Origin of the sequence: Escherichia sp. E14S1 (assembly GCF_004211995.1) — a bacterium.
Lineage (GTDB): Bacteria > Pseudomonadota > Gammaproteobacteria > Enterobacterales > Enterobacteriaceae > Escherichia.
In genome coordinates, this window is sequence record NZ_RHJQ01000002.1 from 141,859 (window position 1) to 155,598 (window position 13,740).

Here is a 13,740-nt window from a genome sequence, read left to right on the forward strand (position 1 = left end):
TGATGACGTGGGTTACGACCCCATTTAGTAGTCAACCGCAGTGAGTGAGTCTGCAAAAAAATGAAATTGGGCAGTTGAAACCAGACGTTTCGCCCCTATTACAGACTCATACCACATGATGACCGAATATATAGTGGAGACGTTTAGATGGGTAAAATTATTGGTATCGACCTGGGTACTACCAACTCTTGTGTAGCGATTATGGATGGCACCACTCCTCGTGTGCTGGAGAACGCCGAAGGCGATCGCACCACGCCTTCTATCATTGCCTATACCCAGGATGGTGAAACTCTGGTTGGTCAGCCGGCTAAACGTCAGGCAGTGACGAACCCGCAAAACACCCTGTTTGCGATTAAACGCCTGATTGGCCGCCGCTTCCAGGACGAAGAAGTACAGCGTGATGTTTCCATCATGCCGTTCAAAATTATTGCTGCTGATAACGGCGACGCATGGGTCGAAGTTAAAGGCCAGAAAATGGCACCGCCGCAGATTTCTGCTGAAGTGCTGAAAAAAATGAAGAAAACCGCGGAAGATTACCTGGGCGAACCGGTAACTGAAGCTGTTATCACCGTACCGGCATACTTTAACGATGCTCAGCGTCAGGCAACCAAAGACGCAGGCCGTATCGCTGGTCTGGAAGTAAAACGTATCATCAACGAACCGACCGCAGCTGCGCTGGCTTACGGTCTGGACAAAGGTACTGGCAACCGTACTATCGCGGTTTATGACCTGGGTGGTGGTACTTTTGATATTTCCATTATCGAAATCGACGAAGTTGACGGCGAAAAAACCTTCGAAGTTCTGGCTACCAACGGTGATACCCACCTGGGTGGTGAAGACTTTGATAGCCGCCTGATCAACTACCTGGTTGAAGAATTCAAGAAAGATCAGGGCATTGACCTGCGCAACGACCCGCTGGCAATGCAGCGTCTGAAAGAAGCGGCAGAAAAAGCGAAAATCGAGCTGTCTTCCGCTCAGCAGACCGACGTTAACCTGCCGTACATCACTGCAGACGCGACCGGTCCGAAACACATGAACATCAAAGTGACTCGTGCGAAACTGGAAAGCCTGGTTGAAGACCTGGTAAACCGTTCCATCGAGCCGCTGAAAGTTGCACTGCAGGACGCTGGCCTGTCCGTATCTGATATCGACGACGTTATCCTCGTTGGTGGTCAGACTCGTATGCCAATGGTTCAGAAGAAAGTTGCTGAATTCTTTGGTAAAGAACCGCGTAAAGACGTTAACCCGGACGAAGCTGTAGCAATCGGTGCTGCTGTTCAGGGTGGTGTTCTGACTGGTGACGTAAAAGACGTACTGCTGCTGGACGTTACCCCGCTGTCTCTGGGTATCGAAACCATGGGCGGTGTGATGACGACGCTGATCGCGAAAAACACCACTATCCCGACCAAGCACAGCCAGGTGTTCTCTACCGCTGAAGACAACCAGTCTGCGGTAACCATCCACGTGCTGCAGGGTGAACGTAAACGTGCGGCTGATAACAAATCTCTGGGGCAGTTCAACCTGGATGGTATCAACCCGGCACCGCGCGGTATGCCGCAGATCGAAGTTACCTTCGATATCGATGCTGACGGTATCCTGCACGTTTCCGCGAAAGATAAAAATAGCGGTAAAGAGCAGAAGATCACCATCAAGGCTTCTTCTGGTCTGAACGAAGATGAAATCCAGAAAATGGTACGCGACGCAGAAGCGAACGCCGAAGCTGACCGTAAGTTTGAAGAGCTGGTACAGACCCGCAACCAGGGCGACCATCTGCTGCACAGCACCCGTAAGCAGGTTGAAGAAGCAGGCGACAAACTGCCGGCTGACGACAAAACTGCTATCGAGTCTGCGCTGACTGCACTGGAAACTGCTCTGAAAGGTGAAGACAAAGCCGCTATCGAAGCGAAAATGCAGGAGCTGGCACAGGTTTCCCAGAAACTGATGGAAATCGCCCAGCAGCAACATGCCCAGCAGCAGACTGCCGGTGCTGATGCTTCTGCAAACAACGCGAAAGATGACGATGTTGTCGACGCTGAATTTGAAGAAGTCAAAGACAAAAAATAATCGCCCTATAAACGGGTAATTATACTGACACGGGCGAAGGGGAATTTCCTCTCCGCCCGTGCATTCATCTAGGGGCAAATCAAAAAAGATGGCTAAGCAAGATTATTACGAGATTTTAGGCGTTTCCAAAACAGCGGAAGAGCGTGAAATCAAAAAGGCCTACAAACGCCTGGCCATGAAATACCACCCGGACCGTAACCAGGGTGACAAAGAGGCCGAAGCGAAATTTAAAGAGATCAAGGAAGCTTATGAAGTTCTGACCGACTCGCAAAAACGTGCGGCATACGATCAGTATGGTCATGCGGCGTTTGAGCAAGGCGGCATGGGCGGCGGCGGTTTTGGCGGCGGCGCAGACTTCAGCGATATTTTTGGTGACGTTTTCGGCGATATTTTTGGCGGCGGACGTGGTCGTCAACGTGCGGCGCGTGGTGCTGATTTACGCTATAACATGGAGCTCACCCTCGAAGAAGCTGTACGTGGCGTGACCAAAGAGATCCGCATTCCGACTCTGGAAGAGTGTGACGTTTGCCACGGTAGCGGTGCAAAACCAGGTACACAGCCGCAAACCTGTCCGACCTGTCATGGTTCTGGTCAGGTGCAGATGCGCCAGGGCTTCTTCGCCGTACAACAGACCTGTCCACACTGTCAGGGCCGCGGTACGCTGATCAAAGATCCGTGCAACAAATGTCATGGTCATGGTCGTGTTGAGCGCAGCAAAACGCTGTCCGTTAAAATCCCGGCAGGGGTGGATACCGGGGACCGCATCCGTCTTGCGGGCGAAGGTGAAGCGGGCGAACACGGCGCACCGGCAGGCGATCTGTACGTTCAGGTTCAGGTTAAACAGCACCCGATTTTCGAGCGTGAAGGCAACAACCTGTATTGCGAAGTCCCGATCAACTTCGCTATGGCGGCGCTGGGCGGTGAAATCGAAGTGCCGACCCTCGATGGTCGCGTCAAACTGAAAGTGCCTGGCGAAACCCAGACCGGTAAGCTGTTCCGTATGCGCGGTAAAGGCGTCAAGTCTGTCCGCGGCGGTGCGCAAGGTGACTTGCTGTGCCGCGTAGTGGTCGAAACACCGGTAGGTCTGAACGAGAAGCAGAAACAACTACTGCAAGAGCTGCAGGAAAGCTTCGGTGGCCCAACCGGCGAGCACAACAGTCCGCGTTCGAAGAGTTTCTTTGATGGCGTGAAGAAGTTTTTCGACGACCTGACTCGCTAACCTCCCCAAAAGCCTGCCCGTGGGCAGGCCTGGGTAAAAACCAGGGTGCGTTGAAGATATGCGAGCACCTGTAAAGTGGCGGGGATCGCTCCCCGCCGTTGCTCTTACTCGGATTCGTAAGCCGTGAAAACAGCAACCTCCGTCTGGCCAGTTCGGATGTGAACCTCACAGAGGTCTTTTCTCGTTACCAGCGCCGCCACTACGGCGGTGATACAGATGACGATCAGGGCGACAATCATCGCCTTATGCTGCTTCATTGCTCTCTTCTCCTTGACCTTACGGTCAGTAAGAGGCACTCTACATGTGTTCAGCATATAGGGGGCCTCGGGTTGATGGTAAAATATCACTCGGGGCTTTTCTCTATCTGCCATCCAGCTAATGCCTGAGACAGATAGCCTCAAGCACCCGCCGCTATTATACCGCTCTCTTTAACCCACTCAGTTTTATCGATTCTAATCCTGAAGACGCCTCGCATTTTTATGGCGTAATTTTTTAAGGATTTAATTATTTAACTTTAATTTATCTCTTTATCGCAATTATTGACGACAAGCTGGATTATTTTTGAAATATTGTCCTAACAAACGACGCCGACTGACAACAAATTAATTATTATTTTTCCGAATTAATCCCTCAGAAATCCAGACCTTAAGCTATGATTATCAGGGCTTGAGGTCATCAGCCACCGCTTTCGAGCGCCAAAAACACTTCCTCTGCTGGTGACTTAATCTTCTTTATAGATCGTAAAAAACGAATTATTCCTACACTATAATCTGATTTTAACGATGATTCGTGCAGGGTAAAATAGTAAAAACGATCTATTCACCTGAAAGAGAAATAAAAAGTGAAACATCTGCATCGATTCTTTAGCAGTGATGCCTCGGGAGGCATTATTCTCATCATTGCCGCTGTTCTGGCGATGATTATGGCCAACAGCGGCGCAACCAGTGGATGGTATCACGACTTTCTTGAGACGCCGGTTCAGCTCCGGGTTGGTTCTCTTGAAATCAATAAAAACATGCTGTTATGGATAAATGACGCGTTAATGGCGGTATTTTTCCTGTTGGTTGGTCTGGAAGTTAAACGCGAGCTGATGCAAGGATCGCTGGCCAGTTTGCGCCAGGCGGCATTTCCAGTTATTGCCGCAATCGGCGGGATGATTGTCCCGGCATTGCTCTATTTGGCCTTTAACTACGCCGATCCTGTTACTCGTGAAGGGTGGGCGATCCCGGCGGCAACTGACATTGCTTTTGCGCTGGGGGTTCTGGCGTTATTGGGAAGTCGTGTACCGTTGGCGCTGAAGATCTTTTTGATGGCGCTGGCTATTATCGATGATCTTGGGGCCATCATAATCATTGCCTTGTTTTACACTAATGATTTGTCGATGACCTCTCTTGGCGTTGCAGCCGTAGCAATTGCGGTGCTCGCGGTGCTGAACATTTGTGGTGTTCGCCGCACGGGAGTTTATATTCTGGTCGGCGTGGTGCTGTGGACCGCAGTGTTGAAATCAGGTGTCCACGCAACGCTGGCAGGTGTCATTGTCGGTTTCTTTATTCCATTGAAAGAGAAGCATGGCCGTTCTCCGGCGAAGCGCCTGGAGCATGTTCTGCATCCATGGGTGGCTTATCTGATTTTGCCGCTGTTTGCTTTTGCCAATGCCGGCGTTTCTCTGCAAGGCGTGACGTTGGATGGCCTGACCTCCATCTTGCCATTAGGGATCATCGCCGGTTTGCTGATTGGCAAGCCGTTGGGTATTAGTTTGTTCTGCTGGTTGGCGCTGCGTTTGAAACTGGCTCATTTGCCAGAGGGAACCACTTATCAGCAAATTATGGCGGTTGGGATCTTGTGCGGTATCGGTTTTACTATGTCTATCTTTATTGCCAGCCTGGCTTTTGGTAGCGTAGATCCAGAACTGATTAACTGGGCGAAATTGGGCATTCTGGTTGGCTCAATCTCTTCGGCGGTAATTGGATATAGCTGGTTACGCATTCGTTTACGTCCATCAGTTTGACAGGGCGATGTACCGGGGAGCCATAAATGGCTCCCTTTTCATTCTTATCAGGGAGAGAAATGAGCATGTCTCATATCAATTACAACCACTTGTATTACTTCTGGCATGTCTACAAAGAAGGTTCTGTGGTTGGCGCAGCGGAGGCGCTTTATTTAACACCACAAACCATTACTGGGCAGATCCGGGCGCTGGAAGAGCGCCTGCAAGGGAAACTATTTAAGCGTAAAGGACGTGGTCTGGAACCCAGCGAACTGGGTGAACTGGTCTATCGCTATGCCGATAAAATGTTCACCTTAAGCCAGGAAATGCTGGACATTGTGAACTATCGCAAAGAGTCCAACTTGTTGTTTGATGTTGGCGTGGCAGATGCTCTTTCCAAACGCCTGGTCAGTAGTGTATTGAATGCCGCAGTGGTGGAAGACGAGCAGATCCATTTACGCTGTTTTGAATCGACGCACGAGATGCTGTTGGAGCAACTGAGTCAGCATAAGCTGGATATGATCATCTCTGACTGCCCGATAGACTCCACCCAGCAGGAAGGGCTGTTTTCCATAAAAATTGGCGAGTGTGGTGTCAGTTTCTGGTGCACTAACCCGCTGCCAGAAAAGCCGTTTCCTGCCTGTCTGGAAGAGCGTCGCTTACTTATTCCGGGGCGTCGCTCAATGTTGGGACGCAAGCTATTAAACTGGTTTAACTCTCAGGGCTTAAACGTTGAAATTCTGGGGGAGTTTGATGATGCTGCGTTGATGAAAGCTTTTGGAGCGACGCATAACGCTATTTTCGTTGCACCTTCGCTTTACGCTAATGATTTCTATAACGATGACTCGGTTATGGAGATAGGCCGCGTTGAGAACGTGATGGAAGAGTACCACGCGATTTTCGCCGAAAGGATGATTCAACATCCTGCGGTACAGCGTATTTGCAACACAGATTACTCTGCGTTGTTTACTTCAGCTTCAAAATAACCATTTGTACTCTGCAGGCTGTAGTTTTGGCCTGCAGATGGGCATAAAAAAACCCGCTTGCGCGGGCTTTTTTACAAAGCTGACAACAAAAGGCGATTAAGCCAGTTTGTTGATCTGTGCAGTCAGGTTAGCCTTATGACGTGCAGCTTTGTTTTTGTGGATCAGACCTTTAGCAGCCTGACGGTCCACGATCGGTTGCATTTCGTTAAATGCTTTCAGTGCAGCAGCTTTGTCGCCAGCTTCGATAGCTGCGTATACTTTCTTGATGAAAGTACGCATCATAGAGCGACGGCTTGCGTTGTGCTTACGAGCCTTTTCAGACTGAATGGCGCGCTTCTTAGCTGATTTGATATTAGCCAAGGTCCAACTCCCAAATGTGTTCTATATGGACAATTCAAAGGCCGAGGAATATGCCCTTTTAGCCTTCTTTTGTCAATGGATTTGTGCAAATAAGCGCCGTTAATGTGCCGGCGCTCGTTACGTAGTGATGGCGCAGGATTCTACCAGCTTGCGGGGTGTGAATACAGCTTTTCCGCGATAAAAATTGCATCAGGCCGTGAGTTTCTGCCCGTGATTTGCGCCATGGCAATGAAAAGCCACTTCTTTCTGATTTCGGTACTCAATCGCCGGTTAACCTTGACCGCTGTACAAGGTATACTCGGACGATTTTCACTGTTTTGAGCCAGACATGAAGCTGATACGCGGCATACATAATCTCAGCCAGGCCCCGCAAGAAGGGTGTGTGCTGACTATTGGTAATTTCGACGGCGTGCATCGCGGTCATCGCGCGCTGTTGCAGGGCTTGCAGGAAGAAGGGCGCAGGCGAAACTTACCGGTGATGGTGATGCTTTTTGAACCTCAACCACTGGAACTGTTTGCTACCGATAAAGCCCCGGCAAGACTGACCCGACTGCGGGAAAAACTGCGTTACCTTGCAGAGTGTGGCGTAGATTACGTGCTGTGCGTGCGTTTCGACAGGCGCTTTGCGGCGCTGACTGCGCAAAACTTCATCAGCGATCTACTGGTGAAGCATTTGCGGGTAAAATTCCTCGCCGTGGGTGATGATTTCCGCTTTGGCGCTGGTCGTGAAGGCGATTTCTTGTTATTACAGAAAGCTGGCGTGGAATACGGCTTTGACATTACCAGTACGCAAACTTTTTGCGAAGGTGGCGTGCGTATCAGCAGCACCGCTGTGCGTCAGGCACTTGCAGACGATAATCTGGCTCTGGCAGAAAGTTTACTGGGGCACCCGTTTGCCATCTCCGGGCGTGTGGTCCACGGTGATGAATTAGGGCGCACGATAGGTTTCCCGACGGCGAATGTACCGCTACGCCGTCAGGTTTCCCCGGTGAAAGGGGTTTACGCGGTGGAAGTGCTGGGCCTCGGCGAAAAGCCGTTACCCGGTGTGGCAAACATCGGAACACGTCCAACGGTTGCCGGTATTCGCCAGCAGTTGGAAGTGCATTTGTTAGATGTTGCAATGGACCTTTACGGTCGCCATATACAAGTAGTGCTGCGTAAAAAAATACGCAATGAGCAGCGATTTGCGTCGCTGGACGAACTGAAAGCGCAGATTGCGCGTGATGAATTAACCGCCCGCGAATTTTTTGGGCTAACAAAACCGGCTTAAGCCTGTTATGTAATCAAACCGAAATACGGAACCGAGAATCTGATGAGTGACTATAAATCAACCCTGAATTTGCCGGAAACAGGGTTCCCGATGCGTGGCGATCTCGCCAAACGCGAACCGGGAATGCTGGCGCGTTGGACTGATGATGACCTGTACGGCATCATTCGTGCGGCTAAAAAAGGCAAAAAAACCTTCATTCTGCATGATGGCCCTCCTTATGCGAATGGCAGCATTCATATTGGTCACTCGGTTAACAAGATTCTGAAAGACATTATCGTGAAGTCCAAAGGGCTTTCCGGTTATGACTCGCCGTATGTGCCTGGCTGGGACTGCCACGGTCTGCCGATCGAGCTGAAAGTAGAGCAAGAATACGGTAAGCCGGGTGAGAAATTCACTGCGGCCGAGTTCCGCGCCAAGTGCCGCGAATACGCTGCGACCCAGGTTGACGGTCAGCGCAAAGACTTTATCCGTCTGGGCGTGCTGGGCGACTGGTCGCACCCGTACCTGACCATGGACTTCAAAACTGAAGCCAACATCATCCGCGCGCTGGGCAAAATCATCGGCAACGGTCACCTGCACAAAGGCGCGAAGCCAGTGCACTGGTGCGTTGACTGCCGTTCTGCACTGGCAGAAGCGGAAGTTGAGTATTACGACAAAACTTCTCCGTCCATCGACGTCGCTTTCCAGGCGGTCGATCAGGATGCGCTGAAAGCAAAATTTGGCGTCAGCAACGTTAACGGCCCAATCTCGCTGGTAATCTGGACCACTACGCCGTGGACTCTGCCTGCAAACCGCGCAATCTCTATTGCACCGGATTTCGACTATGCGCTGGTGCAGATCGACGGTCAGGCCGTTATTCTGGCGAAAGATCTGGTTGAAAGCGTAATGCAGCGTATCGGCGTGACCGATTACACCATTCTCGGCACGGTAAAAGGTGCGGAGCTTGAACTGCTGCGCTTTACCCATCCGTTTATGGGCTTCGACGTTCCGGCAATCCTCGGCGATCACGTTACCCTGGATGCTGGTACCGGTGCCGTTCACACCGCGCCTGGCCACGGTCCGGACGACTATGTGATTGGCCAGAAATACGGTCTGGAAACCGCTAACCCGGTTGGCCCGGACGGCACTTATCTGCCGGGTACTTACCCGACGCTGGATGGCGTGAACGTCTTCAAAGCGAACGACATCGTCGTTGCGCTGCTGCAGGAAAAAGGCGCGCTGCTGCACGTTGAGAAAATGCAGCACAGCTATCCGTGCTGCTGGCGTCACAAAACGCCGATCATCTTCCGCGCGACGCCGCAGTGGTTCGTCAGCATGGATCAGAAAGGTCTGCGTGCGCAGTCACTGAAAGAGATCAAAGGCGTGCAGTGGATCCCTGACTGGGGCCAGGCGCGTATCGAGTCGATGGTCGCTAACCGTCCTGACTGGTGTATCTCCCGTCAGCGCACCTGGGGCGTACCGATGTCACTGTTCGTGCATAAAGACACGGAAGAACTGCATCCGCGTACCCTCGAACTTATGGAAGAAGTGGCTAAACGCGTTGAAGTTGATGGCATCCAGGCGTGGTGGGATCTCGATGCGAAAGAGATTCTCGGCGACGAAGCTGACCAGTATGTGAAAGTGCCGGATACTCTCGACGTATGGTTTGACTCCGGATCTACCCACTCTTCCGTTGTTGACGTGCGTCCGGAATTTGCCGGTCACGCTGCAGACATGTATCTGGAAGGTTCTGACCAACACCGCGGCTGGTTCATGTCCTCTCTGATGATCTCTACCGCGATGAAGGGCAAAGCGCCGTATCGTCAGGTGCTGACCCACGGCTTTACCGTGGATGGTCAGGGTCGCAAGATGTCCAAATCCATCGGCAACACCGTTTCGCCGCAGGATGTGATGAACAAACTGGGCGCGGATATTCTGCGTCTGTGGGTGGCATCTACCGACTACACTGGCGAAATGGCCGTTTCTGACGAGATCCTGAAACGTGCTGCCGACAGCTATCGTCGTATCCGTAACACCGCACGCTTCCTGCTGGCAAACCTCAATGGTTTTGATCCGGCAAAAGATATGGTGAAACCGGAAGAGATGGTGGTACTGGATCGCTGGGCCGTAGGTTGTGCGAAAGCGGCACAGGAAGACATCCTCAAGGCGTACGAAGCATACGATTTCCACGAAGTGGTACAGCGTCTGATGCGCTTCTGTTCCGTTGAGATGGGTTCCTTCTACCTCGACATCATCAAAGACCGTCAGTACACCGCCAAAGCGGACAGTGTGGCGCGTCGTAGCTGCCAGACTGCGCTGTATCACATCGCAGAAGCGCTGGTTCGCTGGATGGCACCTATCCTCTCCTTCACCGCTGATGAAGTGTGGGGCTACCTGCCGGGCGAGCGTGAAAAATACGTCTTCACCGGCGAGTGGTACGAAGGCCTGTTTGGTCTGGCAGACAGCGAAGCGATGAACGATGCGTTCTGGGACGAGCTGCTGAAAGTGCGTGGCGAAGTGAACAAAGTCATTGAGCAAGCGCGTGCCGACAAGAAAGTGGGCGGCTCGCTGGAAGCGGCAGTGACGCTGTATGCTGAACCGGAACTGGCGGCGAAACTGACTGCGCTGGGCGATGAATTACGATTTGTCCTGTTGACCTCCGGCGCTACCGTTGCAGACTATAACGACGCACCTGCTGATGCTCAGCAGAGCGAAGTACTCAAAGGGCTGAAAGTCGCGTTGAGTAAAGCCGAAGGTGAGAAGTGTCCACGCTGCTGGCACTACACCCTGGATGTCGGCAAGGTGGCGGAACACGCAGAAATCTGCGGCCGCTGTGTCAGCAACGTCGCCGGTGACGGTGAAAAACGTAAGTTTGCCTGATGAGTCAATCGATCTGTTCAACAGGGCTACGCTGGCTGTGGCTGGTGGTAGTCGTGCTGATTATCGATCTGGGCAGCAAATACCTGATCCTCCAGAACTTTGCTCTGGGGGATACGGTCCCGCTGTTCCCGTCGCTTAATCTGCATTATGCGCGTAACTATGGCGCGGCGTTTAGTTTCCTTGCCGATAGCGGCGGCTGGCAGCGTTGGTTCTTTGCCGGTATAGCGATTGGTATTAGCGTTACCCTGGTGGTGATGATGTATCGCTCAAAAGCCACGCAGAAGCTAAACAATATCGCTTACGCGCTGATTATTGGCGGCGCGCTGGGCAATCTGTTCGACCGCCTGTGGCATGGCTTCGTTGTCGATATGATCGACTTCTACGTCGGCGACTGGCACTTCGCCACCTTCAACCTTGCCGATACTGCAATCTGTGTCGGTGCGGCACTGATTGTGCTGGAAGGTTTTTTGCCTTCTAAAGCGAAAAAACAATAATAAACCCTGCCGGATGCGATGCTGACGCATCTTATCCGGCCTACAGATTGCTGCGTAATCGTAGGCCGCATCCGGCAAAAATCCTCAAAATATAAGAGCAAACCTGCATGTCTGAATCTGTACAGAGCAATAGCGCCGTCCTGGTGCATTTCACGCTAAAACTCGACGATGGCACTACCGCCGAGTCTACCCGCAACAACGGTAAACCGGCGCTGTTCCGCCTGGGTGATGCTTCTCTTTCCGAAGGTCTGGAGCAACACCTTCTGGGGCTGAAAGTGGGCGATAAAACCACCTTCTCGCTGGAGCCAGATGCGGCGTTTGGCGTGCCGTCACCGGACCTGATTCAGTACTTCTCCCGCCGTGAGTTTATGGATGCAGGCGAGCCAGAAATTGGCGCAATCATGCTTTTTACCGCAATGGATGGCAGTGAGATGCCTGGCGTGATCCGCGAAATTAACGGCGACTCCATTACCGTTGATTTCAACCATCCGCTGGCCGGGCAGACCGTTCATTTTGATATTGAAGTGCTGGAAATCGATCCGGCGCTGGAGGCGTAACATGCAGATCCTGTTGGCCAACCCACGTGGTTTTTGTGCCGGGGTAGACCGCGCTATCAGCATTGTTGAAAACGCGCTGGCCATTTACGGCGCACCGATTTATGTCCGTCACGAAGTGGTGCATAACCGCTACGTGGTCGATAGCCTGCGCGAGCGCGGGGCTATCTTTATTGAGCAGATCAGCGAAGTGCCGGACGGCGCGATCCTGATTTTTTCCGCACACGGTGTTTCTCAGGCAGTCCGCAACGAAGCGAAAAGTCGCGATTTGACGGTATTTGACGCGACCTGTCCGCTGGTGACCAAAGTGCATATGGAAGTCGCGCGCGCCAGCCGTCGTGGCGAAGAGTCGATTCTCATCGGCCACGCCGGGCATCCGGAAGTGGAAGGTACGATGGGCCAGTACAGTAACCCGGAAGGGGGAATGTATCTGGTCGAGTCGCCGGACGACGTGTGGAAACTGACGGTCAAAAACGAAGAGAAACTCTCCTTTATGACCCAGACCACGCTATCGGTGGATGACACGTCTGATGTCATCGACGCGCTGCGTAAACGCTTCCCGAAAATTGTCGGGCCGCGCAAAGATGATATCTGCTACGCCACCACCAACCGTCAGGAAGCGGTACGCGCCCTGGCAGAGCAGGCAGAAGTGGTGTTGGTGGTCGGTTCGAAAAACTCCTCCAACTCCAACCGTCTGGCGGAACTGGCCCAGCGCATGGGCAAACGGGCGTTTTTGATTGACGATGCGACAGATATCCAGGAAGAGTGGGTAAAAGAGGTGAAATGCGTCGGTGTGACTGCTGGCGCGTCGGCTCCGGATATTCTGGTACAGAACGTAGTCGCACGTTTACAGCAGCTTGGCGGTGGCGAAGCCATTCCGCTGGAAGGCCGCGAAGAAAATATCGTTTTCGAAGTGCCGAAAGAGTTGCGTGTCGATATTCGTGAAGTTGATTAAGTCATTAGCAGCCTAAGTTATGCGAAAATGCCGGTCTTGTTACCGGCATTTTTTATGGAGAAAACATGCGTTTACCTATTTTCCTCGATACAGACCCCGGCATTGACGATGCCGTCGCCATTGCCGCCGCGATTTTTGCCCCCGAGCTCGACCTGCAACTGATGACCACCGTCGCAGGTAATGTCTCGGTTGAGAAAACTACCCGCAACGCCCTGCAACTGCTGCATTTCTGGAATGCGGAGATTCCGCTTGCCCAGGGAGCTGCCGTGCCGCTGGTACGCGCACCGCGTAATGCAGCATCTGTGCACGGTGAATCGGGAATGGCTGGCTACGACTTTGTCGAGCACAACAGAAGCCCACTGGACAAACCCGCATTTCTGGCTATTCGGGATGCCCTGCTGCGTGCGCCTGAGCCTGTTACTCTGGTAGCCATCGGCCCGTTAACCAATATTGCGCTGTTACTTTCACAATGCCCGGAATGCAAACCGCATATTCGCCGTCTGGTGATCATGGGTGGTTCTGCCGGACGCGGCAACTGCACACCAAACGCCGAGTTTAATATCGCTGCCGATCCAGAAGCGGCTGCGTGCGTCTTCCGTAGCGGCATCGAAATCGTCATGTGCGGTCTGGATGTCACCAATCAGGCGGTGTTAGCTCCTGATTATCTTGCTACATTGCCGGAGTTGAATCGTACCGGAAAAATGCTGCACGCCTTGTTTAGTCACTACCGTAGCGGCAGTATGCAAAGCGGCCTGCGTATGCACGATCTCTGCGCCATCGCCTGGCTGGTGCGCCCGGACTTATTCACTCTCAAGCCGTGTTTTGTGGCAGTGGAAACGCAGGGCGAATTTACCTCAGGTACTACGGTTGTTGATATCGACGGTTGCCTGAGTAAACCTGCAAACGTGCAGGTGGCGCTGGATCTGGATGTGAAAGGCTTTCAGCAGTGGGTGGCGGAAGTGCTGGCCCTGGCGAACTAATCAGAAAACAAG

The 13,740-nt window shown here is 52.4% G+C and carries 13 protein-coding genes; 11 read left to right on the forward strand and 2 right to left on the reverse strand.

The features are described 5' to 3' along the window. Window positions 1-147: 147 nt before the first annotated feature. Both dnaK and dnaJ read left to right on the forward strand, forming a co-directional pair. Window positions 148-2,064, forward strand: a complete 1,917-nt coding sequence (dnaK, locus tag D9734_RS01380; RefSeq protein WP_000516135.1) for a molecular chaperone DnaK — start codon at window positions 148-150, stop codon at window positions 2,062-2,064. Window positions 2,065-2,152: 88 nt separating this feature from the next. Continuing rightward, window positions 2,153-3,283 carry a molecular chaperone DnaJ gene (gene dnaJ / locus D9734_RS01385; protein ID WP_001118464.1) on the forward strand — a complete coding sequence of 377 codons (1,131 nt, stop codon included), beginning with the start codon at window positions 2,153-2,155 and terminating at the stop codon, window positions 3,281-3,283. Window positions 3,284-3,387: 104 nt separating this feature from the next. Here the strand turns inward: dnaJ and mokC are convergent, their stop codons facing one another. Further along, window positions 3,388-3,540 (reverse strand): type I toxin-antitoxin system toxin MokC, encoded by a 153-nt coding sequence (mokC, locus tag D9734_RS01390; RefSeq protein ID WP_000809168.1) that lies wholly within the window; start codon window positions 3,538-3,540, stop codon window positions 3,388-3,390. 584 nt (window positions 3,541-4,124) lie between these two features. On the opposite strand from mokC, the gene nhaA reads away from it, so the two are divergent. Both nhaA and nhaR read left to right on the forward strand, forming a co-directional pair. Continuing rightward, window positions 4,125-5,291: a Na+/H+ antiporter NhaA gene (nhaA, locus tag D9734_RS01395; protein WP_130204827.1), complete on the forward strand. Its 1,167-nt coding sequence runs from the start codon at window positions 4,125-4,127 to the stop codon at window positions 5,289-5,291. 59 nt (window positions 5,292-5,350) lie between these two features. Further along, window positions 5,351-6,256 carry a transcriptional activator NhaR gene (nhaR, locus tag D9734_RS01400; RefSeq protein WP_130204829.1) on the forward strand — a complete coding sequence of 302 codons (906 nt, stop codon included), beginning with the start codon at window positions 5,351-5,353 and terminating at the stop codon, window positions 6,254-6,256. A gap of 96 nt (window positions 6,257-6,352) precedes the next feature. On the opposite strand, the gene rpsT is transcribed toward nhaR, so the two are convergent. Further along, entirely contained in the window at window positions 6,353-6,616 is a 264-nt protein-coding gene (gene rpsT, locus D9734_RS01405) for a 30S ribosomal protein S20 (protein ID WP_001274019.1), read from the reverse strand. A gap of 102 nt (window positions 6,617-6,718) precedes the next feature. On the opposite strand from rpsT, the gene D9734_RS01410 reads away from it, so the two are divergent. The 7 genes from D9734_RS01410 to rihC all read left to right on the forward strand — a co-directional run bounded on the left by D9734_RS01410 (window position 6,719) and on the right by rihC (window position 13,728). Then, window positions 6,719-6,937 carry a DUF2575 family protein gene (locus tag D9734_RS01410; RefSeq protein WP_064525381.1) on the forward strand — a complete coding sequence of 73 codons (219 nt, stop codon included), beginning with the start codon at window positions 6,719-6,721 and terminating at the stop codon, window positions 6,935-6,937. A gap of 7 nt (window positions 6,938-6,944) precedes the next feature. Beyond that, entirely contained in the window at window positions 6,945-7,886 is a 942-nt protein-coding gene (gene ribF, locus D9734_RS01415) for a bifunctional riboflavin kinase/FAD synthetase (protein ID WP_130204831.1), read from the forward strand. Between the two features lie 42 nt (window positions 7,887-7,928). Further along, a complete protein-coding gene (gene ileS, locus D9734_RS01420; RefSeq protein WP_130204833.1) occupies window positions 7,929-10,745 on the forward strand; it encodes an isoleucine--tRNA ligase in 2,817 nt (938 codons plus the stop codon). Continuing rightward, complete coding sequence (gene lspA / locus D9734_RS01425) at window positions 10,745-11,239, forward strand: signal peptidase II (protein WP_000083385.1); 495 nt, start codon at window positions 10,745-10,747, stop codon at window positions 11,237-11,239. Before ileS ends, lspA begins: the two co-directional genes overlap by 1 nt. 107 nt (window positions 11,240-11,346) lie before the next feature. Next, entirely contained in the window at window positions 11,347-11,796 is a 450-nt protein-coding gene (fkpB, locus tag D9734_RS01430; RefSeq protein WP_000004655.1) for an FKBP-type peptidyl-prolyl cis-trans isomerase, read from the forward strand. Window position 11,797: 1 nt separating this feature from the next. Further along, window positions 11,798-12,748 carry a 4-hydroxy-3-methylbut-2-enyl diphosphate reductase gene (gene ispH / locus D9734_RS01435; RefSeq protein ID WP_130204835.1) on the forward strand — a complete coding sequence of 317 codons (951 nt, stop codon included), beginning with the start codon at window positions 11,798-11,800 and terminating at the stop codon, window positions 12,746-12,748. 65 nt (window positions 12,749-12,813) lie between these two features. Continuing rightward, window positions 12,814-13,728, forward strand: coding sequence for a ribonucleoside hydrolase RihC (gene rihC, locus D9734_RS01440; protein WP_130204837.1), 915 nt, complete (start codon window positions 12,814-12,816; stop codon window positions 13,726-13,728). Window positions 13,729-13,740: the final 12 nt, after the last annotated feature.

What these genes read in the sequence shown, in the direction of transcription:
- ribF (WP_130204831.1), top strand. Translation starts at nt 6,945, where the DNA reads ATGAAGCTGATACGCGGCATACATAATCTCAGCCAGGCCCCGCAAGAA.
- ispH (WP_130204835.1), top strand. Translation starts at nt 11,798, where the DNA reads ATGCAGATCCTGTTGGCCAACCCACGTGGTTTTTGTGCCGGGGTAGAC.
- D9734_RS01410 (WP_064525381.1), top strand. Translation starts at nt 6,719, where the DNA reads ATGTGCCGGCGCTCGTTACGTAGTGATGGCGCAGGATTCTACCAGCTT.
- lspA (WP_000083385.1), top strand. Translation starts at nt 10,745, where the DNA reads ATGAGTCAATCGATCTGTTCAACAGGGCTACGCTGGCTGTGGCTGGTG.
- fkpB (WP_000004655.1), top strand. Translation starts at nt 11,347, where the DNA reads ATGTCTGAATCTGTACAGAGCAATAGCGCCGTCCTGGTGCATTTCACG.
- rihC (WP_130204837.1), top strand. Translation starts at nt 12,814, where the DNA reads ATGCGTTTACCTATTTTCCTCGATACAGACCCCGGCATTGACGATGCC.
- mokC (WP_000809168.1), bottom strand. Translation starts at nt 3,540, where the DNA reads ATGAAGCAGCATAAGGCGATGATTGTCGCCCTGATCGTCATCTGTATC.
- nhaR (WP_130204829.1), top strand. Translation starts at nt 5,351, where the DNA reads ATGAGCATGTCTCATATCAATTACAACCACTTGTATTACTTCTGGCAT.
- dnaJ (WP_001118464.1), top strand. Translation starts at nt 2,153, where the DNA reads ATGGCTAAGCAAGATTATTACGAGATTTTAGGCGTTTCCAAAACAGCG.
- ileS (WP_130204833.1), top strand. Translation starts at nt 7,929, where the DNA reads ATGAGTGACTATAAATCAACCCTGAATTTGCCGGAAACAGGGTTCCCG.
- dnaK (WP_000516135.1), top strand. Translation starts at nt 148, where the DNA reads ATGGGTAAAATTATTGGTATCGACCTGGGTACTACCAACTCTTGTGTA.